General features: G+C 65.7%; 15 protein-coding genes. 5 read left to right on the top strand and 10 right to left on the bottom strand.

Annotated elements, in window-relative coordinates:
• Positions 1 to 287: 287 nt before the first annotated feature.
• The 5 genes from ACIP1U_RS31765 to ACIP1U_RS31785 form a co-directional block, all read right to left on the bottom strand.
• On the bottom strand, positions 288 to 1,391 hold the full coding sequence (locus ACIP1U_RS31765; protein WP_400323658.1) for a methyl-accepting chemotaxis protein: 1,104 nt from the start codon (positions 1,389 to 1,391) through the stop codon (positions 288 to 290).
• 178 nt (positions 1,392 to 1,569) lie between these two features.
• Complete coding sequence (locus ACIP1U_RS31770) at positions 1,570 to 2,277, bottom strand: anaerobic ribonucleoside-triphosphate reductase activating protein (RefSeq protein WP_400323661.1); 708 nt, start codon at positions 2,275 to 2,277, stop codon at positions 1,570 to 1,572.
• A 19-nt stretch (positions 2,278 to 2,296) separates the two neighbouring features.
• On the bottom strand, positions 2,297 to 2,470 hold the full coding sequence (gene nrdD, locus ACIP1U_RS31775) for an anaerobic ribonucleoside-triphosphate reductase (protein WP_400323664.1): 174 nt from the start codon (positions 2,468 to 2,470) through the stop codon (positions 2,297 to 2,299).
• The gene (locus ACIP1U_RS31780; protein WP_400323667.1) at positions 2,467 to 4,245 is read right to left on the bottom strand and encodes a ribonucleoside triphosphate reductase; all 1,779 of its coding nucleotides are present in this window, start codon (positions 4,243 to 4,245) and stop codon (positions 2,467 to 2,469) included. The genes nrdD and ACIP1U_RS31780 overlap by 4 nt, the downstream gene beginning before the upstream one ends.
• Positions 4,246 to 4,520: 275 nt before the next feature.
• Complete coding sequence (locus ACIP1U_RS31785) at positions 4,521 to 5,141, bottom strand: flavodoxin family protein (protein WP_400323670.1); 621 nt, start codon at positions 5,139 to 5,141, stop codon at positions 4,521 to 4,523.
• 304 nt (positions 5,142 to 5,445) lie between these two features.
• On the opposite strand from ACIP1U_RS31785, the gene ACIP1U_RS31790 reads away from it, so the two are divergent.
• Both ACIP1U_RS31790 and mdtD read left to right on the top strand, forming a co-directional pair.
• Positions 5,446 to 7,635: a TonB-dependent receptor family protein gene (locus ACIP1U_RS31790; RefSeq protein ID WP_400323673.1), complete on the top strand. Its 2,190-nt coding sequence runs from the start codon at positions 5,446 to 5,448 to the stop codon at positions 7,633 to 7,635.
• Between the two features lie 146 nt (positions 7,636 to 7,781).
• On the top strand, positions 7,782 to 9,230 hold the full coding sequence (gene mdtD, locus ACIP1U_RS31795) for a multidrug transporter subunit MdtD (protein ID WP_400323676.1): 1,449 nt from the start codon (positions 7,782 to 7,784) through the stop codon (positions 9,228 to 9,230).
• 48 nt (positions 9,231 to 9,278) lie between these two features.
• Here the strand turns inward: mdtD and ACIP1U_RS31800 are convergent, their stop codons facing one another.
• From ACIP1U_RS31800 to ACIP1U_RS31820, 5 genes are all read right to left on the bottom strand, one after another.
• A complete protein-coding gene (locus ACIP1U_RS31800) occupies positions 9,279 to 9,926 on the bottom strand; it encodes a hypothetical protein (RefSeq protein ID WP_400323679.1) in 648 nt (215 codons plus the stop codon).
• Positions 9,920 to 12,220, bottom strand: a complete 2,301-nt coding sequence (locus ACIP1U_RS31805) for a hypothetical protein (RefSeq protein WP_400323681.1) — start codon at positions 12,218 to 12,220, stop codon at positions 9,920 to 9,922. The genes ACIP1U_RS31800 and ACIP1U_RS31805 overlap by 7 nt, the downstream gene beginning before the upstream one ends.
• An 8-nt stretch (positions 12,221 to 12,228) precedes the next feature.
• A complete protein-coding gene (locus ACIP1U_RS31810; protein ID WP_400323684.1) occupies positions 12,229 to 14,571 on the bottom strand; it encodes a type VI secretion system Vgr family protein in 2,343 nt (780 codons plus the stop codon).
• A gap of 319 nt (positions 14,572 to 14,890) precedes the next feature.
• Positions 14,891 to 15,820 carry a siderophore ABC transporter substrate-binding protein gene (locus ACIP1U_RS31815; protein ID WP_400323687.1) on the bottom strand — a complete coding sequence of 310 codons (930 nt, stop codon included), beginning with the start codon at positions 15,818 to 15,820 and terminating at the stop codon, positions 14,891 to 14,893.
• 75 nt (positions 15,821 to 15,895) lie between these two features.
• Entirely contained in the window at positions 15,896 to 17,896 is a 2,001-nt protein-coding gene (locus ACIP1U_RS31820) for a ligand-gated channel protein (RefSeq protein WP_400323698.1), read from the bottom strand.
• A 214-nt stretch (positions 17,897 to 18,110) separates the two neighbouring features.
• Here ACIP1U_RS31820 and ACIP1U_RS31825 point away from each other — a divergent pair, with 214 nt between their 5' ends.
• The 3 genes from ACIP1U_RS31825 to treF all read left to right on the top strand — a co-directional run bounded on the left by ACIP1U_RS31825 (position 18,111) and on the right by treF (position 22,291).
• On the top strand, positions 18,111 to 18,836 hold the full coding sequence (locus tag ACIP1U_RS31825) for a response regulator transcription factor (protein ID WP_400323689.1): 726 nt from the start codon (positions 18,111 to 18,113) through the stop codon (positions 18,834 to 18,836).
• 12 nt (positions 18,837 to 18,848) lie between these two features.
• The gene (locus ACIP1U_RS31830; protein WP_400323692.1) at positions 18,849 to 20,315 is read left to right on the top strand and encodes an ATP-binding protein; all 1,467 of its coding nucleotides are present in this window, start codon (positions 18,849 to 18,851) and stop codon (positions 20,313 to 20,315) included.
• A 230-nt stretch (positions 20,316 to 20,545) separates the two neighbouring features.
• Complete coding sequence (gene treF / locus ACIP1U_RS31835; RefSeq protein ID WP_400323695.1) at positions 20,546 to 22,291, top strand: alpha,alpha-trehalase TreF; 1,746 nt, start codon at positions 20,546 to 20,548, stop codon at positions 22,289 to 22,291.
• Positions 22,292 to 22,422 lie beyond the last annotated feature (131 nt).

Raw genomic sequence — 22,422 nt, forward strand, 5'->3', positions numbered from 1 at the left:
GCTGCTGTGGGGTGGGGGGGGGGGGGCGCGGGGGGGGGGGGGGGGGGGGGGGGGGGGGGGGGGGGGGGGGGGCCGCCCCCCCCCGGGGGGGGGGGCCCCCCCGCGCGGGGGGGGGGGGGGGGGGGGGGGGGCGGGCCCCGGCGCGTGGCAACCATCGTGATGTCTCATTTCGTGGCGGCGCCTGCCCTCTCCCCCGCCCCTCTCCCATGAATGGGAGAGGGGAGACAACATTCACAGTTCCTGCGGTGTAAATCTGTGGTGTAGGTCCGTAATACAGCCCAACCCCCTCAAGCCTCCAGCTTGAACTCCCCCACCACCTGCTGCAACTCCGTAGCCTGCCCTGCCAACGCACTCGAAGCACTGGCGGCCTGCTCCACCAGCGCCGCGTTCTGCTGCGTCACGCTGTCCATCTGCGCCACCGCTTCATTGACCTGCGCGATTCCCGCGCTCTGCTGTTCCGACGCCACGGTGATCTCGCCAAGCAGCGCCGTGACGCGGCTGACCGACTGCACGATCTCATGCATGGTCTCGCCGGCCTGGCCCACCAGTGCCGAGCCGCTGTCCACCTGCTGCACCGAGGCATCGATCAATTGCTTGATCTCCTTGGCCGCCGCGGCGCTGCGCTGTGCCAGTGTGCGCACTTCGCCCGCCACCACGGCGAAACCGCGGCCCTGCTCGCCGGCACGCGCCGCTTCCACCGCTGCGTTTAGCGCGAGGATGTTGGTCTGGAAGGCAATGCCTTCGATTACTTCGATGATGTCGGTGACTTTGCGCGAGCTGGCGCTGATCGCCGACATGGTCTGGACCACGTTGCCGACCACCTCGCCGCCGCGCTCGGCGATGCCGGATGCGGCTTCGGCGAGGCCATTTGCCGCGCGGGCGCGTTCGGTGTTCTGGCGCACCATCGCCGTCAGTTCACCCATGCTGGCCGCCGTTTGCTGCAGCGATGCGGCCTGTTCCTCGGTGCGCTGCGACAGGTCGGTATTGCCGGCTGCGATCTGGTGCGAAGCTGCGCCGATGGAATCGGTAGCGGTCTTGATGCGTGTCACCAGGTCGGTGAGCATGTCCTCCATCTCGCCCAGCCCGCCCAGCAGCCGGCCGAATTCGCCGCCGCGTTCGGTCTCGAAGTCCTGGCTCAGGTCGCCGGCGGCCACTGTCTCGGCGATATAGACCGCTTCGGCCAGCGGCGCCTCGATGCTGCGTGCCAGCGCCCAGGTGGCCGCCACCGCCACACCCAGTCCGGCCACGCCAAGCGCCACCAGCAGGTTGCGCGCGTTGCCGTCGCCGGCACCCTGCATGCGCGGCAGTGCGATCGCGATGCCGACCGCCGCCAGTGCCCACATGGCGCCAAACGCCGCGCCAAGCTTTATCCGTATCCCCAGCTTCTGCATGTCTCCTCCGTTCCCCGCCTTTCCACGTCGGCTGTTACGGCGCCTCGCCGGAGCCGGTTTGCCGGCCCGCACGCTTGACGCCTCAACCTACTGTTATCGACGCGGGAAGGCGGGGCTTTAGGGGAATTTTTTGCAGACTGGCGCCAACGACACGCGCGGGATGCGCAGGCAATCCGGCTCACCCCTCGCGGTAGCCAAACGTCTCGAACCATGACGCCAGTGCCTCGCGTGCCGGCGCACTCAACGATGCGCCAGGCACCGCCGCCGTGCCCGTCCGGCAGGCCTGCACGGCATAGTGGCGAACGCCTTGCGCGGCCAGCGAGCGTGCCAGCGCCAGCAGGCGCGGCTCGCTGAGGCAGGCGGGATCCCACGTTGTCCGGCATTCGAACGGAACGCCGGCGCCGAGCAGCAGCGCCAGGCTGGCCTGCACGCGCGCCAGTCCGCCAGGCCGTCCGACCAGCGCATCGTGGCCGGCCGCATCCGCTTTGATATCAAGTCCGACCCAGTCCAGCTGCGGCAACAGTGCGGCAAGACGCCGCGGGTAGATGCCGGCGGTATGCAGCCCCACTTTGAAACCGAGCGCGCGCACGGCCGCGGCCAGCTCGGCAAGGCGCGCTTCGCTGAGCGGCTCGCCGCCGGAAAACACCACGCCGTCGAGCAGCCCGGCGCGGGTCTTCAGCCAGTCCAGCACCGCTGGCCAGGCATAGGCTGCATGGCGCCGCTGCAGGTGGGCGTTATGGCAATAGCCGCAGCGCCACGGGCAGCCGGCGATAAACAGTACCGCGGCCAGCTGGCCGGGCCAGTCCACGCTGGAGAACGGCACCAGCCCGGCCAGCGCCGGCCCGCCGCGCAATGACGCCGCTGGCACCGGCGCGGGCACCGGCATGGCCGTGAGGCGGGGGCCGTCAGCGACAGTCGCCTTCGGTGAAGAAACGCCGCTCATTGAACTCCCCCTGCTTGCCGGTGTTGAAGGACGCCACGGGCCGGTGGTAGCCCATTACCCGGGTCCAGACCTCGCAGCGGGTACGCAGGGCGGGATCGAGGGCCGGCGTGGCTGGCTGGCGCGATTCGGTATTCATGAGAGTTCCTCTTCAGGTTGGGTTTGCGGCGCGCTGGCCGCGGCTGGGGTGCGTGCCAGCAGCTCGGCATCGCACCGGGGACAGAACTCGTGGCGCCCGCTCAGGTAGCCGTGCTTCGGGCAGATCGAGAACGTGGGCGTGACGGTAAGGTATGGCATGCGGAAGCGCGACAGCGCGCGCCGGACCAGTGCCTTGCAAGCCTGTGCGCTGGACAGGGCCTCGTTCATGTACAGGTGCAGCACGGTGCCGCCGGTGTACTTGCCTTGCAGCGCCTCCTGCATCGACAGCGCGGTGAACGGATCGTCGGTATAGCCGGCTGGAAGCTGGCTGGAATTGGTGTAGTAGGGTTGCTCGGCCGTGCCAGCCTGCAGGATGTCGGGCCAGCGCTTGCGGTCTTCGCGTGCGAAGCGGTAGGTGGTGCCTTCGGCCGGCGTTGCCTCCAGGTTGTAAAGGTGACCAGTCGCTTCCTGGAACTCGCCGATGCGCGCACGCACACGGTCGAGCAGCCGCAATGCCATGGCATGCCCGCCTGGCGTCGTGATGTCATCGGCGTCGCCGGAGAAATTCCGGATCATCTCGTTGATGCCGTTGACGCCGAGCGTGCTGAAGTGGTTGCGCAACGTACCGAGGTAGCGGCGCGTATAGGGATAGAGCCCCGCGTCGATGTAGTGCTGCACCACGCGGCGCTTGTCCTCGAGCACGTCGCGGCCCAGCGCCAGCAGGCGGTCCAGTGCGGCCATCAGCCCGGCCTCGTCGCCCCCGTGCAGGTAGCCCAGGCGCGCGCAGTTGACCGTGACCACGCCGACCGACCCGGTCTGCTCGGCCGAGCCGAACAGGCCGTTGCCGCGCTTGAGCAGTTCGCGCAGGTCCAGTTGCAGGCGGCAGCACATGGAGCGGACCATGTGCGGCTCCAGGTCGGAATTGATGAAGTTCTGGAAGTAGGGCAGCCCGTAGCGCGCCGTCATCTCGAACAGCGGCTCGGCGTTGGCATGGTCCCAGTCGAAGTCCGGCGTGATGTTGTAGGTAGGGATGGGGAAGGTGAAGGCGCGCCCGCGCGCATCGCCCTGCATCATCACCTCGATGTAGGCGCGGTTGATCATGTCCATCTCCGGCTGGAGGTCGCCGTAGGTGAACGGCATTTCCTCGCCGGCGATATACGGCACCTGGCCGGCCAGGTCCTGCGGGCATGTCCAGTCGAAAGTGAGGTTGGTGAAGGGCGTCTGCGTGCCCCACCGGCTCGGCACATTGAGGTTGAACACCAGCTCCTGCATCGCCTGGCGCACCGCGCGGTAGTCCATGCGGTCGTGCCGCACGAACGGCGCCATGTAGGTATCGAAGCTGGAAAACGCCTGTGCACCGGCCCACTCGTTCTGCAGCGTGCCGAGAAAGTTGACGATCTGGCCGACGGCGGCCGACATATGCCTGGGCGGGTTGGCCTCGACCTTGCCCGGCACGCCGTTGAAGCCTTCCGCCAGCAACTGGCGCAGCGACCAGCCGGCGCAGTAGCCGGACAGCATGTCCAGGTCATGGATATGCAGGTCGCCGTCGCGATGCGCTTGCCCGGCTTCCGGGCTGAAGATATGCGACAGCCAGTAGTTGGCCGTGACTTTGCCGGCGACGTTGAGTATCAGTCCCCCCAGGCTGTAGCCCTGGTTGGCGTTGGCGCGCACGCGCCAGTCGCGCTGGGCCAGGTATTCCTCCATGGCGCTGGCCACGTCGACCTGGCCGCCGGGCTGTGCCGGCGGCAGCGTGCCGGTTTGCTGTGCGTCGCGCATGCTTACCCCTTTATGTAGTGTGTGATGCGAAGATTAGCACTACATATAGTAGTCAATGGCGGTGGAAGTCGAGTGTTCTGCGTCCGGGTTGATGGCTATCAACCGGCGTGACCGGCACTTGGCTGGCGGGTGGGCGCACTTGCGCGTGCGCAAAGCCATGCCGGCGGCCGGGGCATTCCGGCCGCGGCGCGGCGCCTATCTCCCCCTATTTCCCCCAAACGCAAACCGGCCCCGAAGGGCCGGCAGGCAGTTCACGCGCAAGGCGTGGAAAAAGGTCAGGCGGCTTGCTTCAACTCTGCCAGCGCACGCCGGCCTGCCACCAGTTGCTGGGCCACCTCGGCCACGCGCGCACCGAGGTGCTCGGCGGTGCGCAGGTCCGCCAGCGGCGGCACCACGTCGGCGCTTTCATCGGCGTTGGATTGCGCGGCGGCGCCCAGGAAGAAGCCATGGCGGTTCAGCGAGTCTTCGGTCGACTTGGAGTTGTTGTGGCCCGGAGGCAGGCCCAGGTTGACCCAGTGCATGCCGTGTTGTGCCGCAAAGATGGCGATCTGCTGCAGCGTTGCCAGCTTGTCGCCAGAACGCGAAGCGGCGTTGGTGAAGCCGGCCGCGACCTTGTTGGCCCACTTGCCGCCCTTGGCGAAGACATTGCGCGAGGTGGCGTCCATGAAGCCCTTGAACTGCGCCGAGGCGCTGCCCATGTAGGTCGGCGCGCCGAAGATGATGGCGTCGACCTGCTCCAGCGTGTCCCAATGCTGGTCGATGTCCTCCACCGGAATCAGCAGGCTCTCGGCGCCCGCCACGCTGCCGGCGCCGCGGGCGACGGCCTGGGCCTGCCTGGCGGTGTGCCCGTAGCCGCTGTGGTAGACGATGGCGACGCGGGTAGGTTGGGTATGCATAGTGTCGAGTCCCTTGATTTTAAAAAATCTGAATGGCCGTTTGCTGCGTTGCGCCGGGGCGGGTTTATTACCTGTATCGGCTTGTGTCGGTCGGTGAACAGAGTTTAGGCAGACCACTCCCCCTGCGAGAGGCCATTCCTGAAACAAGTTGTTGAAATTTCATGAATATCCGTTCGCGCGTCTCTCAGACGATCGTCCAAGCAGCGGTGGCCGGGTTTTCCCCGCAGCGGCTGCCATGGAAATGCGCTCCGGGACGCGATAAAGTTGCGGCACCTCCACCTGTGCCCTACGCCCCCCGACAATCATGAAACCAGGCGGCACGCAGCCTTCGCCGGCCATGCCTCAGCGCCGTCCCCGCCTCCATGTGCCGGCGCCCAAGGCATCGGCGTTGGCAGCCTTGTTGCTCACATGCGTCGCCGTGCGCGCCGCCGATCCGCCGGACAGCGCGGTGGCTGCCGCCACCGCCGAAACCCTCCCCGACATCGTGGTCACTGCCACTCGCAGCGAGCAGCGCCGCTTTGACGAGCCCGCCGCGGTAGATAGCGTGCAGGTCGATCCGCTGCGCAGCGCCACGCCGCTGGTCAATCTGTCCGAGGTGCTGGCGGGTGTGCCGGGTGTGGCCGTGCGAGACCGGCAGAACTATTCGCAGGACTTGCAGTTGGCGGTGCGCGGCTTCGGCACGCGCTCAACGTTTGGCGTGCGCGGCGTGCGGCTCTATGTCGACGGCATCCCCGCGACCATGCCCGATGGCCAGGGCCAGGCCTCCACCGCCGACCTTGCCAATGCCGGCCGCGTGGAGGTGCTGCGCGGCCCGTTTGCACAGGTGTACGGCAATGCCTCGGGTGGCGTGGTGCAGGTGTTCACGCCCGATCCGCCGAAAGACGGCTTTACCGCGCGCGCATCGACCGGCTTCGGCTCGGACGGCCAGTGGCAGGCCGGCGTGGCGCTGGCCGGCGGCAACGAGCGCCTGGGCGGCTCGCTCGATGCCTGGACCTACCAGACCGATGGCTACCGCGAGCACTCGGCAGCGCGCCGCTACCAGCTCAATGCACGCGTGGTGGCGCAGCCGGCCAGCGGCACGCGCGTGATTGGCCAGTTCAACTACTTCAACCAGCCGCTGGCGCAGGATCCGCTCGGGCTGACGCGCGCGCAGGCCGATGCCAACCCGCGCCAAGTGGTGCCGGCGGCGACCCAGTTCGACACTGGCAAGAATGTCGAGCAGGCGCAGGCGGGCGTGGTGGTGGAGCATCAGCTGACCGACATCGACAGCCTCTCCGGACGTCTCTACGGCGGGACCCGCAACCTGTACCAGCGGCTCGGGTTCAGCGGCGCCGCGCCGACGTCATCCGGCGGCATCGTCGACCTGGATCGCATCTATGGCGGGGGCGCGTTGTCCTGGAGCCGGCGCACCACCGCCGCAAACGGCCTGCCGCTGCTGTGGACGGCCGGGATGGAGGCCAACGGTATGCGCGACGGCCGCAACGGCTACGTCAACCAGGATGGCGGCCAGGGCGCGCTGCGGCGCGACGAGACCAATACCGCGACCGACCTGGGCGCCTTCGCGCAGGTCGACTGGACCTTCCATCCCGCCTGGCGAGTGGTCGGCGGCGTGCGCGCCAGCCGCGTGCGGCTGGGCATCGACGACCAGTTCATCACCGCGGCCAGCCCCGACGACAGCGGCACCGCCACCTACAGCAACGTCAGCCCGGTGCTGGGACTGGTGTGGCATGCGCTCGATACCCTGAATGTCTACGCCAACCTCGGCCGCGGTTTCGAGACGCCGACGCTGACCGAGGTCGCCTACGGCCCCGGCGGGGTCGGCACCAACCTCGGCCTGCGCGCCTCGACCAGCCGCCAGGGCGAGATCGGCATCAAGTGGCAGGCCCACGGGCAGCGGCTGGAAGCGGCGCTGTTCGATGCCGACAGCCACGATGAAGTGGTGCCGCAATCGAACAACGCGGGCCGCACCGTCTACCAGAATGTCAACGGTGTGCGCCGGCGCGGCTTCGAACTGGGCTGGCGCGGCGGCTTCCTGGGGCAGGTCGGCACGCCGGGGCAGGGCGGCGGCAGCCGCATCGAGGCCGGGCTAGCCTATACCTGGCTCGATGCCTATTTCGGCGATGCCTTCGTCAACGCGCAGGGGCAGACAGTGGCCGCGGGCAACCGGCTGCCCGGCACCGCGCGTCATAGCGTCAACGCCGAGCTGGCCTGGCGGCCGCTGGCGCCGCTCACGCTCGGCGCCGAAATGCGTGTCGACAGCCGCGTCTATGCCGACGACCTCAACACGCAGGGCGCGCCCGGTTACGCGGTCTTCAATCTGCGCGCAGGCTATGAATTCCGCATCGGCCCGACCCGCGTCTACCTGTTCGGCCGCATCGACAACGTGACCGACCGGCGCTATATCGGCTCGGTCATCGTCAACGAGGCCAACGGGCGTTATTTCGAGCCCGCACCGGGCCGTCGCTTCTTCATCGGGCTGCGCGCGGCCTTGTAGCCTCGGCAAGCGACGGTGGTTGCGGCCAGTTTCGTTGATTGCCAGTTGCGCCATTGCCCTTTAATGTGTTGGTTTTGGCCGCGTCCGCCTGCATGCCCTGCCGGTCATTGCCGGCTGGCAGCGCGTGCCAGACCGGAGTTTGCGTAATGAGCGCGCCCCTGCCAGACGTTCCCGTCGTGCCACCGCCGGATGATCGTACCCGCCGCATCATGCTTTGGGTCGTGGCGGTCGGCTTCTTCATGCAGACGCTGGACTCGACCATCGTCAACACCGCCTTGCCGTCGATGGCACGCAGCCTGGGAGAAAGCCCGCTGCGGATGCAGTCCGTGGTGATCGCCTACTCGCTCACCATGGCGGTGATCATCCCGGCCTCGGGCTGGCTCGCCGACCGCTTTGGCACGCGCACCATCTTCCAGGCCGCGATCGGCCTGTTCGTGGTCGGCTCGCTGCTGTGCGCGTACGCGCCCACGCTCAACTTCCTGGTGGGCGCACGGGTGGTGCAAGGCGTGGGCGGTGCCATGCTGCTGCCGGTCGGACGGCTCTCGGTGCTGCGCACCTTCCCGCGCGAACAGTACCTGCAGGCGCTGAGCTTCGTCGCCATCCCGGGCATGATCGGCCCGCTGATCGGCCCCACGCTGGGCGGGTGGCTGACGCAGGCGCTGTCGTGGCACTGGATCTTCCTGATCAACGTGCCGGTCGGCCTGCTAGGCGCGCTCGCCACGATCCGCTATATGCCGAACGCGAAACTGTCCGGCATCGGCCGCTTCGACATCGCTGGCTACCTGCTGCTGGCCATCGCCATGCTGGCGCTGTCCTTCTCGCTCGACGGCCTGGCCGGGCTGGGCTTCCAGCACGCCACCGTGCTGATGCTGCTCATCGCCAGCATGGCCGCGCTGACCGCCTACGGCCTGCACGCCAACCGCCGCAAGCAGCCGCTGTTCCCGCTGCGCCTGTTCCGCATCCACAGCTTCAGCGTCGGCCTGCTGGGCAACCTGTTCGCCCGCATCGGCAATGGCTCGATGCCGTTCCTGATCCCGCTGACGCTGCAGGTCAGCCTGGGCTATTCCCCATTCGACGCCGGCCTGATGATGCTGCCCGTCACCGCCGCTGGCATGGCTTCCAAGCGGCTCGCCACCCGACTGATCCAGCGTCACGGCTATCGCCGCGTGCTGGTCTCGAATACTTTCGTCGTCGGCCTGGTGATGGCCACCTTCGCGCTGATCACGCCGCAACTGCCGCTATGGCTGCTGATCCCGTTGCTGGCCGTGTTCGGCATGGTCAATTCGATCCAGTTCACGGCGATGAATACCGTGACGCTCAAGGACCTGAGCGGCGCCGGCGCCAGCAGCGGCAACAGCATGCTGTCGATGGTGCAGATGCTGTCGATGAGCCTGGCGGTGACGTCGGCGGGGGCGCTGCTGGCGACGTTCCAGCATCGGTTTGGCGGAGACACGGCAGCGGTGTTGCCGGCATTTCATGCCACCTTTGTCTGCATGGGGCTGATCACTTGTGCGTCGGCGTGGATCTTCATGCAGTTGGGGAGGCAGGAGGCTGCGCCGGCGTTGCCGGTCAGGCATGGGGAGAAGGAGGTGTGAGGGGCGGTGCGGACCGGCACTGCCGGTCTCGGGAAGGGCGTTTGCAGATTAGCGGCTCTCAATGAATTCAATGGTTTCCAGAAGCTTTATAACCTCTTTCTCCTCACGTCTGAGATTACCCTGCAGGCGATCAACAACCGCCTTCCCAATCAGGACATTGCCGTCTGGGGAAATCAGGCAAAATGATAATCGACGTGCGCGAGTCTTTTCGTCTCCAATAGTCTCGTCTTTAGTACTCACCGCACCCTTGCCGTTAATACTTTTTATTTCACGAAGAGTAAAGTGGGCTTCCGGTGGATCACGATAGTCAGGATCCGGGTGCAGCCACTTCATCCAGTGGGCTCCTTTTTTTTCGATGCGACAAAATTCTCGGCAGATTTCACTCTCTCCCTTCGTGTCGCAAAAGAAGTCTACTGCCACGGCGGCAGGCAACTTGGTGCGCTTCAACTCTGCATGGTATGTCGCGCTGGGAATGTCTTGCTTGGGGTATTCATGAATCCAGCCCCCGAGCGAATCATCTAAATGAAATCTACAGACACCGACCGTTACAAGATGCGTCGTAGTGGTCGAGGACCGAGTAGCACGTGATGAAGTCGCCTGTTCGTTGGCATGCGAAATCGGGCTTACAAGAAAAAAAACGACACAGAGTAGTTGTCCAAGCTGGCCTTGGAACTTGCGCAAAGATCGAATCACCACGGCTTTCTCCGCGTAAAGTCATCTGGTATTTCACGAATAATACCGTCCGCACTCGGAAATTTTGGGGTGTCAGTCAAGACGACTAGTGCATTGGCGTAGACGCGATAGCGTTCTGTCATTCCGTTGATGTTGGAGTTGCTGTAGACAGCCTTAGGGATATTGACGATAGCTGCCGTTCGACGTGCTGTCTCATTGCTGTAGTAAGCTTTATTTCCAGATGAAGTTTTAACGACGATACGAACATTCGGAGTTGAATTATCAGCGAACAAGGATGCCGTTTCTGTCTGATGCTTGCCGCCTAGGTGGTACTTCGTCCAATAGAACCCGGCACTCTCAGAAGCCTCGTCAACATTGTCTTGGATGCTATTCCGCCATTCCCTTAGCTGCTGGGCTGATGCCTGTTCGGGCGAATGACCACGCCAGCGAAAGTAGTTGTAGTAATTGTTGTTGCCGCCATTGAGGTTTCCCTGGGGATTGGTGAGTTGCAGAAATCCTCTGCCGTACCAACCTCCGTGCAAGTCTGGCTGTTTACCGCGATTTTCTTGAAAGTCTGTTAGCCAGGTGGTCTCTACTATTGCATTCTGGAAAAAAGCGGCGATTCGTAGCGGTGAACTGATCCCATACTTCCGCAAGGCTCGATTTAACGCGCTTCGGCTGCGCTTAATTAGCGCGTCGGTATCGTCATTTTGCCTCACTTCCTCCCAATTATGACCATCGCCGACCTTCCGAATCGAATAGGTGGGGAGTAGTTGCTGCAATTCAGTCTTGCTGAGCCACTTGCATTTCCTGAAATGGCCGATGAACTCCTTCGGGTGAAAATGCCAATGTTCCAGGTCGATGCCGAGGTTTGCCTCATCCCAAAACGCCAGCGCCTTGTGATGGCGCTCGAAACGGTCGTACGCTTCTGTCGTGAGTGGACACGCCAACGCCTCATGAGACGACTTGAGCCAACCCCAGCGCGAAGCGATATTGTTCTTTTCCCATTCGGTGGGAAACTTGCAGATGGCCCTGCGCAGCCGCTTCTGAACGAGTTCCTTCGATAGTTGTGCGACGGCTTCCCTGTGGCTGACGACATTGTTTCCGTCTTTACCCAGCCAGCGCCGCAGGGTCACAGAGTTGCAGAGACTGTCCGGCGTCTTGTCGTCATCGACCAGCGTCCACCCCATCCAGTGCGGGAAGTCGGCGTCGGAGAAGCCGAGTACCTTGTTGCTGTGCAGATTGACGTAACCCTGCATGACTGCAGGGGGCACATCGGGGTTAGCCGGGTCGATACGTGGCGCATTGATCTGAACCCAAAGTGGCGCATTCACTGGTGCGAGGGCGTCCGGGCCGATCACCCGGCCAAAGCGCAGCAACTCATAGCCGGCGCTTGGGCACTTCGGGTATGTCTTTACTGCGATACCGTGCATCCGGTACTCAAAGTCTTCCGAGCAAAGTGGCTTGCCAACTTCTTCGAAATTGCCTGAATCGGGCGGCACTTCGCGATACGTGTGAACGTAACGGGCTCCATGCTTGTCGGCGATGCCTTCTGGCTGGAGGCGAATCCGTACATAGAGCGGTTCGATCACCGTTGCGACCGGGTCCGTGGTCTGCGTGGCGTTGGCCGCTTCGCTTGCGTAGAGCAAGATGGGCAAGTCGGTGCTGGCAGTGATCTTGAAATGCACATCCCCGTAAACTGCGTCGGTGCGAGCGGCCTTTAGCGTATCAAGCCGACCCGAATCACGGCCGACCAGTCGTTTCATGTTCGTACTATCGCAAATGATTTCGAAATGAATGCAATCCGGGGTGCCATAGATCTTGCCTGCCGTGCCGATCCTGTCCTTGCGGTAGACGCGCTTGTCCTTGGCGAAGGCGTCGAGGAAGTGCTTGTCGATGTCCGACAAGTGAAGGTAGATGGAGAAGAACGTCACGCTGGCGTTGTCCCCTTCGCCAATCTCGGTCTCATGTTTGAGGACAACACATCCGTCATCGGTCCACTCCCCGCGATACATGAGCGCATGGTTCTTGTCGTTGGCTTCGTGCTGGGGTTTGCGCAAATAGACAATGGTGCCGTCGGCGATTGTCCGAACAGGAAGAGGTTGGCCGGAACCGGCCGGCTTTGCGGTCAAGTGGATGCCGCCGTGCCAGCCGAGAGAGTGGCTGAGAGGAAAACCACCAGCGCCCGGTTTTCCACCCTCCATCGCGCAATTCATCCACTCGCCATCAGTGAATGTGCTGTCCATTACTTTGTCGATGTCGGTGACATCACTGGCACCAGCTGCAGCGCCAGGCAGGAAGGGGGGACTGATCAGCATGATTTTTGTCAGAGCGAAAGAGGGAAATCACCGTTGGGCTGCGCCAGCGCAGTGGGCATGCTCGGAAGTCCAGGGTTTAGTTCCTTAGGGCCAAGCAGACCGTGGGTGCTCGCATGCGCGATCCAGGTGCCCGGCGTGCCGTGCTCAATGCCGTCGGCGTTGATACGGACATAGCTGCCGCCAGCGTTGAGCAGGATTTCCTTCTTTGCGATGATTTCGATGCGGTCCTGTGCGCTGATCAACCGCAGCACCTTTTGCGCGATGATTTCGATGTCATCGCTCTGTGCCTGGATTTCGACCTTTCCCTTCGCCGCAAAGAGCCGCATGCCGGACTTGCGCGCGAACAGCACAATTTTTTCAGCGGCGCTGGCCAGCCAGCTTTTGCCTGTGGCGATTGAGAGGTGACTGCCCGTCGTAATGGCGGTATGCCGGCCACTATGCAGGTGAATGTCGGCCGCCGCCGTGGCAGCGATCCCGGCAGGGCTGGCCAACGCCAGGTGCGGATCGGCAAATTCGCCTTGGTCGCCACTGCCCTTCAGCGTGTCACGCTGTGCCTTCAGCGCGGCGGCCACGTCCGCTTGCTGCCCGTCCTGCGCGCGCTGATGTTCGGCGGCATCGGCCAGTTCATGCTGCAGTTGCTGAGCGGCGGCAAGCCGCTGCAGCGTTTCCCCGATGTCCTTGTGATAGCTGGCAGCTTCCGGCCGGATCTCCGTGGTCAGCAGCAGTCCGGAGCCGCCGCGTACGGCGCCCCAGCCATCGGTGCGCAGTTCGAATCCTTCGCCGCGCTTCTCGCGCCGGCCTTCGGCATCGGGAACGCGCGTGAGGTAGCCCAGGCCGAGCATCGATGCCTGGTGGTCGCTGCCGAGCTGGATCTGGATCTCGCCCTGCGTGTCGTCCTGCACGAAGGTGTTATGCCGCTCGCCGAACAGTTCCTTGCTGCGGTAGCCGGACAGAGCATGCTGCCCCGGTAGCACCCATTGCGGCAGGTTGAGCCGGTTCGGCATCCGGCCGGTGATGATCGGGCAGTCGGGATCGCCATGCAGGAAATCGACGATAACTTCCTGGCCGATCCGCGGGATATGGGTCGCGCCGAACCGGTCGCCCTGCCATGCCTGCGATACGCGCACCCAGCAGGAACTGTTGGCGTCGCGCCGGCCGATGCGGTCCCAGTGCAGCTGGATCTTTACGCGCCCGTATTCGTCGACCCATAGCGCCTCGTTCTCGGGGCCGACCACGGTGGCGGTCTGCGGTCCATGGGTACGAGGCTTCGACCGGAGGCGTTCGGGCCGGAAGATCTCGGTGGTTGGCTGCGCCTGGAAATCGACTTCGCAGCGCCACTGCTGGCCCTCGCCAGAGGCCTCGGCGATGTCCTCGAGCACCAGCGTGGTATCGAATACCAAATATTCGCGGTTGGCCGCGGCTTGCGCGAACCCCGCGAGCGTAAAGGTGCAGCCCGGTACCACGGCGCGCACGTTTCCCTTGCCCGCGACCCGGCTGCCGTGCTGGCGGATCGCCTCCATGCGGATGCGCGACAGCATGTCGCCCTCGCGCCATGGGTCGTTGCCGGTGGCCGGTTGCGCATGGTCACCAGGGTATTCGTAGACTTCGCTCTCCGCGTATGCGGTATCGCGCGGGTCGTATGTGGTCACTGACAGATCCGCGCGAGGCTTGACGAAGTCGTAATCGCTGCTGGTCCACTTGCCCGACACCAGTTGGTCGCATACCTGGAGCGCATACAGGTGTTCCGCATCCGCGCGATCGGCCGAAGGCCGCCAGCTCAGCGTGTGGTAGGCGGCGCTTGCAAAGCGTCGGAACGCGCCATTGCCGTCGGTCAGCACCAGGCGATGATGGCCGTCGCTGTGCTCGAAGAAATAGGAAATGCCCCATTCCTGCGTCAGGCGTTCGAAGAATGCGAAGTCGGTCTCACCGTACTGGACCTGGTACTCGCGAGCCGGATAGCGGGCGACGTCGAGACGGATGTCGACGGGAAACGGGTATTCGGAAAGCAGATCCTGCAAGATGTCGACGACGCTCTTCTGCTGGAAGATCTTGAAGTCCGATGTCAGCGTGGCCAGGAACAGCCACGGGCGCAGCGTCAGACGGTAGATAACGTGGCGCCCGTCAGGCCGTGGCCAGTCGACCCGCGTCACGATGCCGGTGATCTCGCGCGTGCCGGCGCAGGGACCGTCGAGCTCGATATCGAGCGTGAGTTCTTTGCCCTGCATTGCAGCCAACTCGAGATTGGCGGCGGGGCCATACACCGTGTACCGTCCGTCAGGCGTCTTGATGTCGACCGTATAGGTGAACAAGCGGTTCAGACCCTCATTGCCCTCGACGCGGGCAATGGTCATCACGGTGTTGCCAAGGATTTGCGGCAGAGAGTCGCCGCGAAGGAGGACGGTGCGAGAAGCTGGCGGCAAGCGATTACCCATGCAATAGCACTCCACGGAGTTTGGCCGCGGAATTCTGGAGACGGGGTTTGGCGGGCATGCTGGCACGCAACGATCATGCGTGCCAGCATGCCGCCTTCGCGGCGGTCACGGAGGATCATAGGAACGACCCTGTCGCCCACTCAATCGGATGAATCCGAGTGTGTCGTGGAATCTGCTGCTTTCGGAAAAAACGAACGCGAGTATGGGTATGACAAAGTGTTGAGGTGCGCCGTAGCTGCTAATGCCGCTTCCCAAACGCCTCTGCCACTTGCCTGACGTTATCCTGCATTGCCCCCAGGCCCGCGCCGCCAAGCAGATACCAGTTCGCCGGATCAAGATAAACCACCTGCCCCCGCTGCCATGCCTTGGCGCCATGCATCGGCGCAACGTCAAGCAGTGCGCGCGCGCTAGCCCCCTCGCGGCCGATAGCGGCGTCGCGGTCGATGACGAGGAGCCAGTCGGGGTCTGCTTTGCGGATGTCTTGCGGCGTCATGGGCAGCCCGCGCGCGCCGTCTTCCGGCGCGGTGGCGATGACGGGGCGGATGCCGAAGGCCTGGTGGATGACGCCGAAGCGTGTGCCCGGTGGTTGCGCGCTGATCTTGCCGCCGGTGGTGAGGATCACCAGTCCGGTGCCTGTGTTTGCCGTGATGGCCTGCAGTTGCGAAACCGCTGCTCGCAGTGCCGCGACCTGCTGCGCGGCCTGCGCTTCACGGCCCGTCAGGCGGCCCAGCAGTTCCGCGTGCGCGGCGACGCTGCCCACGAGGTCGTCGCGTCCTGGCGACAGGTCGAGTGTCGGGGCCAGCTGCGCCAGCTCGTCGTACCTAACGGCGGAGCGGCCGCCGACGACGATCAGTTGCGGTGCGAGCGCGCGGATCGCCGCCAGGTCCGGTTCGCTTACCGTGCCGAGCCGTGCGTAGCGCGCGTCCTGGTACATCGACAACTTCCCGGGGAACTTGCTGTCGGGCACGCCGGCGACAGGAACCTGCAGCACGCGCAGCGTGTCGAGCGTGGCCATGTCAAAGACCGCGATGCGCGCGGGATGGTCGGGTACTTCGGTCGTGCCCTTGGCATGCTTCACCGGTATCGCCAGCGCAGGCAAGGCAGGGGTTAGCAGGGCCGCGGCGCCGGCGGCGAGCAGGCGGCGTCTGCGGGGTTGGAATCGGGTCATGGGAATTCCTCGTTGAATGGACAGCGCCCGGTGGCCTGATCGCAGAGACCACCGGGCGATTGGCAAGCTGCAAGGTCAGAACTTGACCGACACGCTCATCCAGTAGCGGCGGCCGTCCTCGACATAGCCGTAGTCGGTGTAGTTCACCTGCTTGTCGAAGAGGTTGTAGATGCCGGCGAACACCGACACGTTCTTGGTGACCGCGTAGGTCGCGCCCAGGTCGACGAACGTGTACGACGGTGCGACCACGGTGCTGGACGACGGCCCGGTGATCGGCTGGCTTTCCTTGCCGCGATAGTTGAGGCGGGCCCAGCCGTTGAGCTTCTCGGTCGGGCGCCAGTTCAGCGTGGCCACGAACAGGTGCATCGGCAGCTGGTTCAGCGGCTGCCCCGCGTACTGGCCGCTCTTCTGTTCCGACTTGGTGTACGTGTAGCTGCCGGTCAGCGACAACGTGCGCGCGATCGGCCAGCGCAGGCTGGCTTCCACGCCCCGCGAGTAGGCGCTGTCCACGTTCATGTATGTGGTCGGGGTGGCGCCGAACTGGTTGGGGCCATCGGTGCACTGCGTGATCGGGCAGGCGACGCGCGTGATCTTGTCCTTGAAGTCGTTGTTGAACAGCGTCACGCCGGCCTGCAGGCCATTGCCCTGGTCATACAGCAGGCCGAGTTCCTGCGACAGCATGGTCTCGGGCTTCAGGTTCGGATTGCCGTACATGTTGCCGCCGCGGCTGGTCTGGCCCCAGCCGGCCACGGTCTGGCGCAGGTCCGGCGCGCGGAAGCCGGTGGAGACGCCGCCCTTGACAGTCCAGCGCTCGGCCGGCTGCCATACGCCGTACAGGCGCGGGCTGTAGTGCTGGCCGAAGTTCTCGTCATAGTCCATGCGCACGCCGCCGGTCAGCGCGAAGCTCTGCGCCAGGCGCCATTCGTCCTCGGCGAAGAGCGCCCACTGGTAGCGGTCGACCTTGTCGGGGCCGTTGGCGATCTGGTTGCCGGTCTGGTCGTGCAGGCGCTGGCTCAGGTATTCGGCGCCGACCGACAGCATGTGGTTGCCCAGCGGCATGGCCCAGCTGGTGCGCAGGTCCAGGTTCTTGATCTTCATCTGGCGGCTGCGATTGTCGAACTCCTCCTGCTGGATATAGCTGTTGGAGACGCCGAAGCCCCAGCGGCCGGTATGCGACAGCGCGAACTTCTCGCTGCGGTAGTCGGTCTCGGACGAGGTCGGGCAGCCGGTGCGCGGACAGCTGGCGCCGGGCGCGAGCGGGGGCACGGTCTTGCCCACGGTCTCGCTGCGCAGCTGGCGCATGGTGGTGGCTTCCAGCACGATGTCGTGGTTGCGCGTGGGCGTGAGCGCCAGCTTGGCGGTCAGGCTTTCGGCGCGGCGGCCGCGGAAGCCGTAGTCGATGTCGTCTTCCTGGCGGTGGTAGCTCTGGCCGTACAGCTGCAGGCCGAGCAGGTCGTTCTTGAGCGGACCGGCGAGATAGAAGTTGCCCTGGTAGATGTTGCCGGAATCGCTGTTTTCCTGCAGTGTGGCGTCCCCGCGCAGTTCGCCGGTCCACGTCTTGGGTACCTTGCGGGTGATGATGTTGATCACCCCACCCATGGCATCCGAGCCATAGAGCGACGACATCGGCCCGCGCACCACCTCGACGCGCTCGATCGCCGACAGAGGCGGCGTCCAACTGCTTTCAACGCCGGACGAGTCGGAGTTGGTGCGCGTCTCGCGCGAGCTCTGGCGCTTGCCGTCGATCAGGATCTGGGTGTACTTGGGACCCATGCCGCGCAGGCTGATGTCGGTGGTATCGCCGCCGCCGCTGATGATGACGCCGGGCACTTCCACCAGCGCGTCGTTGAGGTCGCGATAGGCCTTGTTCTCCAGTTCATCGCGCGTGACCACGCTGATCGACGCGGGCGCGTCGCGAATGTCCTGCGCGCTGCCGGCGGCGGTGACCACCACCGTTGGCAGGTTCTTCGCTTCGGCGTCCGCCTGCCCGGCCTGCGCCCATGCCCCCGTCATTCCCGTCATGCCGGAAACCGCGCAAAGCGCCGCCACGACCCGGCCCCACGATCCGGCGTTCATTGCCGCCGAATTTGCCGCCACGCTGTGACCGGTGGCTTGCCTGTCCGTCATTATTTTCCCCATACCATGTAAATAACAATCATTCTCATATTAGAATTCCGGATGCAAAGTGCTTACCAGTCACTTTGGATAGCTTTTGGTTTCTTGACGTTTCTTGACGGAACCCGGGCGCGCGGCGCGGAAACACCAGCCGCTGCCGCACCGGGAAGGCTGGATGCAGATGTGCTTCAACACGGCCGCCGCGCGCGTGCTGCTGATCGACGATGACATCGAACTCGCGCAGATGCTGCGCGAATACCTCGAACCCGATCACTGCACGGTTACGCTGGCGCACACCCGCGAGCAGGGCGAAGCCCTGCTGGCGCGCAACGACTACGACGTGGCGCTGCTCGACCTGATGCTGCCCGACGGCAACGGGCTGGACCTGCTCAGGCAGCACCGCAGCCGCTCGCAGCGGCCGGTGATCATGTTCACCGCGCACGGTGACGAAACCGACCGCGTGCTTGGCCTGGAACTCGGGGCCGATGACTACCTGAGCAAGCCGTTCAGCCCGCGCGAGCTGAAGGCGCGCATGCATGCGGTGCTGCGCCGCTTTCGCGCCGGCGCGGAGGCCACGCAGCCGGAGCAGGACACCTGGCTGCAGGCCGGCACGCTGCGCTTGAACGCGGCCACCGGCGTGGCCATGCACGGCAAGATCCAGGCAATGCTGACCGGTGCCGAGCAGCGCGTGCTGGAAATCCTGCTGCGTTCCGCCGGCCGCGTGGTCGAGCGCGCCGAGATCGGCCAGTTCGCGCTGGGCCGCGCGCCCGAGCGCTTTGACCGCAGCATCGACACCCATATCAGCGCACTGCGGCGCAAGCTGGCGATCGATGGCATTACCTCGCCGCTGCTGATCCGCAACCTGCGCGGCCGCGGCTACATGCTGGTGCAGGCGCCATGACGCCATGACGCCATGACTCCGTGGCGCCGCGTGCGCGCGCTGTTCCCGCTGCCGCTGTTCTGGCGCAACTTCCTGACGTTCTGGCTGGGCGTGGCCGCCATCGTCGGCATCGGCATGGCGCTGACCGCCGCGGTGGCGTGGTATCGCTTCGACGCGCTCGATGGCCTGAGCCCCGCCGCGCTGACCGAAGACGCGGTGGAGGCCGCCGCCACGCACGGCCGGCCGGGCCTCGTGCGCTGGCTCAGGGCCATGGACTCGCATGCGTCGGCGCTCAACATCTATATCGTCGACGACCACCTCGACGAGTTGCTGGGCCGGCCGCTGCCGGCGCGGTTGCGCAACCACCTGTCCGAGCGGCTGGTGCCGATGTGGCATGCCGGCCAACTCAGCCATCCCGATCGTGGCCACGTGCCGCGCCCCGGCGCGCGCGTGTCGTGGTGGGACCCGCAGCCGATCACGCTGCCGGGCGACCCGCAGGGCACCGAGCTGCTGATGCTGTTCCTGCCGTTCGATTCGTCGCGCTGGGAGGTCTTGCACTTGTCGCCAGTGGCGCTGGCGTTCGGCCTGTTTGCGCTGGCGGTGTCGGCGCCGCTGTGCTGGGCGCTGACGCGCCACGTGACGGGACCCACGCGGCGCCTGCGCGAGGCCACACAGGCGCTCGCCGCCGGCAACCTCGCCACGCGCACGCCGCCTTCACTGGCCCGCCGCGCCGACGAACTGGGCCAGCTCGCGCGTGACTTCGACGCCATGGCCGGCCGCCTGCAGCGCCTGATGGACTGGCGCGAGCAACTGCTGCGCAATATTGCGCACGAGCTGCGCTCGCCGCTGGGACGGCTGCGCCTGTCGCTGGAGCTGGCGCGGCGCCGCGACGCCACCCTGGCGCTGCAGTTCGACCGTATCGAGCGTGAGACCGAACGCCTTGACGCGCTGGTCGAACGCACGCTGCAGCTGGCGCGCCTGCACGCGGTCGAACCGGTGCGCACCGCCATCGACCTGGCCGAGCTGGTCGACGTGATCGTTGCCGATGCGCGCTTCGAAGCGGCGGGGCGCGGTGCGGCGATCGACTGGCAGGCGCCGCTGGCGCTGCCCTTCGATGCCGATGCCGCGGCGCTGGGCAGCGCGATCGAGAACATCCTGCGCAACGCCGTCCGATACACCGAGCCGGCGGCGCCGGTCATGGTCACGCTTGCCGCCGATGCGGACGCGGTCCGGCTCGATATCGTCGACGGCGGCCCCGGCGTGCCTGACGATGCGCTGCCGAGCCTGTTCGAGCCATTTTTTCGCGTGCGCAGTGGCGCCGGGCATCCACCTGGTGCAGGACTGGGGCTCAGCATCGCGCAGGCGGCGATCGCCGCGCATGGCGGCACCGTCACCGCGCACAATGCTGCACCGCGCGGCCTGGCGGTGCGGATCAGTCTGCCACGGCATGCCGGGCGAGGGCCCGACACCACAGCGGCTGACCTCGCTGCACTGCACTGAAGGTCGCCGCGCCGGCGGGCGAACTTCGCGGCGCCTGATGGCTACTAACGTCATGAGCAGGCGGCGCTCAGGCCGCCGGCAGACGCAGGGAGGCGCCATGAAACCGTCTGGCACGACCGCGCGTGTCACCGGCACAGGCAGTGGCATCGGCCGTGTCATCGCGCAGAGGCAGGCGCAGAGGCAGGCGCAGAGGCAGGCGCAGAGGCAGGCGCAGAGGCAGGCGCAGAATCATGGCGAACAATGACGACCGCCGCGCCGCGAGCGCGGGTGCCTACACGGTGCCGCGCACGGACCCGGCCACGCCCGACGGCGCCGGCGCGGTCTCCGGCGCCGTCGCCGCGCCTGCCAAGGTCCACGCGGTAGCCCATCCGCCGCTGGCCGCGCATCGCGAGTGCCCGCCGCCACATGCATTGGCGAGCTGTCCGCAGGCCGATACGCTGTCGCCGGCGGTGCGCTACGGCGAACTGTTCGTCGACGTCCAGCACAGCGGTCTGTTCGCCGACAGCAAGACCTTTCCGGACTGCATTCCCGGCTGCGACCCCGAGTGGATCGTCGCGCGCTATCGCCAGTCACGCGTCGAGCCTGGTTTCTGCCTGGCCGACTTCGTGCAGGCGCACTTCACGCGCGCGGTGGTGCCGGACAGCCACTATGTCTCCGATCCGGACAACACGCTGCGCGAACATATCGACGGCCTGTGGCCGGTGCTGACGCGCGAGCCGGTCGCGCACCCGCCGCTGTCGTCGCTGCTGCCGCTGCCGCATCGGTATGTGGTGCCTGGCGGGCGCTTCGGCGAGCTGTACTACTGGGATTCCTACTTCACCATGGTCGGGCTGGCCGCAAGCGGGCGCGGCGACCTGCTGCTGGAAATGGCGCGCAATTTCGCCTATCTGATCGACACCTACGGGCTGGTGCCAAACGGTACGCGCAACTATTACCTGAGCCGCTCGCAGCCGCCCGTGTTCGCGCTGATGGTCGATCTGCTCGAGTGCGAACAGGTCGCCAGCGCGCGCGACTTCCTGCCGCAGCTTCGGCGCGAGTACGACTTCTGGATGGACGGCGCCCAGGCCCTGCGCCCGGGCTGCGCGCACCGGCGCGCCCTCTGCCTGCCCGACGGCGCTGTGCTCAACCGCTACTGGGACGACCGGCCTTGCCCGCGCGAGGAAGCCTTCCTGGAAGACGTGCAGACCGCCGAGCGCAGCGGCCGTCCGCATCACCTGGTGTTCCGCGACCTGCGCGCCGCAGCCGAGTCGGGCTGGGATTTCAGCTCGCGCTGGCTCGACCTGCCGCTCGCGGGGCAACTGGCCGATCTTGCCACCATCCGCACCACCGCGGTCTTGCCCGTCGACCTCAACGCCCTGCTGTGGCACCTGGAAACGCGCCTCGCCACATTGTGCGACCAGGCCGGCGATGTCGATGCCGACCGCTTCCTCGCCGCCGCGCGCCGGCGCGAAGCCGCCATCCGGCACTACATGTGGGACAACGCATCCGGCATCTTCGTCGACTACGACTGGTGCCGCGGATCGCAGCGGCCATGCCTGACCGCGGCCACGATGATGCCGCTGTACCTCGGCCTTGCCCGGGCGGAGGAAGCCGGCGGCGTTGCCAGCGCAGCGGCCGCGCGCCTGATGGATTCGGGGGGGCTGGCCACCACCGAACTCACCTCCGGCCAGCAGTGGGACCATCCCAACGGCTGGGCGCCGCTGCAATGGCTCGCGGTGCGCGGACTGACTCGATATGGCCATGACGACCTGGCGCGCGACATCGCGCAGCGTTGGCTCGCCACGATCGCCGGCGTCTATGCCAGGGAATGCAAGCTGGTGGAGAAATACCGCATCGAGGCCACTGGCGAACGGGCCAGGGGAGGCGGAGGCGGCGAGTATCCGCTGCAAGACGGGTTTGGGTGGACCAATGGCGTTGCCAGTGCGCTGATGGCGTTGTACGGGGATCTGCCGGCGGCAACGTGCCTGAACGTCTAGTGTCATGCGTTGCAAGTTCGTTGCTTCCAACGCATGACGCTAGTGTCCCGCGTCAGAAGTTCCTTGCATTATTGACACCACATAGTAGTCTGCGTTGAAGGCACGCAAACGGCGAGGCGGTGATGAGAGGA

This window comes from Cupriavidus sp. NPDC089707 (assembly GCF_044748965.1).
Classification (GTDB): domain Bacteria; phylum Pseudomonadota; class Gammaproteobacteria; order Burkholderiales; family Burkholderiaceae; genus Cupriavidus.

Excerpts from the sequence above, each read along its gene's own strand:
- ACIP1U_RS31765 (WP_400323658.1), bottom strand. The coding sequence starts at position 1,391 with ATGCAGAAGCTGGGGATACGGATAAAGCTTGGCGCGGCGTTTGGCGCC.
- ACIP1U_RS31770 (WP_400323661.1), bottom strand. The coding sequence starts at position 2,277 with ATGCCGGTGCCCGCGCCGGTGCCAGCGGCGTCATTGCGCGGCGGGCCG.
- nrdD (WP_400323664.1), bottom strand. The coding sequence starts at position 2,470 with ATGAATACCGAATCGCGCCAGCCAGCCACGCCGGCCCTCGATCCCGCC.
- ACIP1U_RS31780 (WP_400323667.1), bottom strand. The coding sequence starts at position 4,245 with ATGCGCGACGCACAGCAAACCGGCACGCTGCCGCCGGCACAGCCCGGC.
- ACIP1U_RS31785 (WP_400323670.1), bottom strand. The coding sequence starts at position 5,141 with ATGCATACCCAACCTACCCGCGTCGCCATCGTCTACCACAGCGGCTAC.
- ACIP1U_RS31790 (WP_400323673.1), top strand. The coding sequence starts at position 5,446 with ATGAAACCAGGCGGCACGCAGCCTTCGCCGGCCATGCCTCAGCGCCGT.
- mdtD (WP_400323676.1), top strand. The coding sequence starts at position 7,782 with ATGAGCGCGCCCCTGCCAGACGTTCCCGTCGTGCCACCGCCGGATGAT.
- ACIP1U_RS31805 (WP_400323681.1), bottom strand. The coding sequence starts at position 12,220 with ATGCTGATCAGTCCCCCCTTCCTGCCTGGCGCTGCAGCTGGTGCCAGT.
- ACIP1U_RS31810 (WP_400323684.1), bottom strand. The coding sequence starts at position 14,571 with ATGACCATTGCCCGCGTCGAGGGCAATGAGGGTCTGAACCGCTTGTTC.
- ACIP1U_RS31815 (WP_400323687.1), bottom strand. The coding sequence starts at position 15,820 with ATGACCCGATTCCAACCCCGCAGACGCCGCCTGCTCGCCGCCGGCGCC.
- ACIP1U_RS31820 (WP_400323698.1), bottom strand. The coding sequence starts at position 17,896 with ATGAACGCCGGATCGTGGGGCCGGGTCGTGGCGGCGCTTTGCGCGGTT.
- ACIP1U_RS31825 (WP_400323689.1), top strand. The coding sequence starts at position 18,111 with ATGCAGATGTGCTTCAACACGGCCGCCGCGCGCGTGCTGCTGATCGAC.
- ACIP1U_RS31830 (WP_400323692.1), top strand. The coding sequence starts at position 18,849 with ATGACTCCGTGGCGCCGCGTGCGCGCGCTGTTCCCGCTGCCGCTGTTC.
- treF (WP_400323695.1), top strand. The coding sequence starts at position 20,546 with ATGGCGAACAATGACGACCGCCGCGCCGCGAGCGCGGGTGCCTACACG.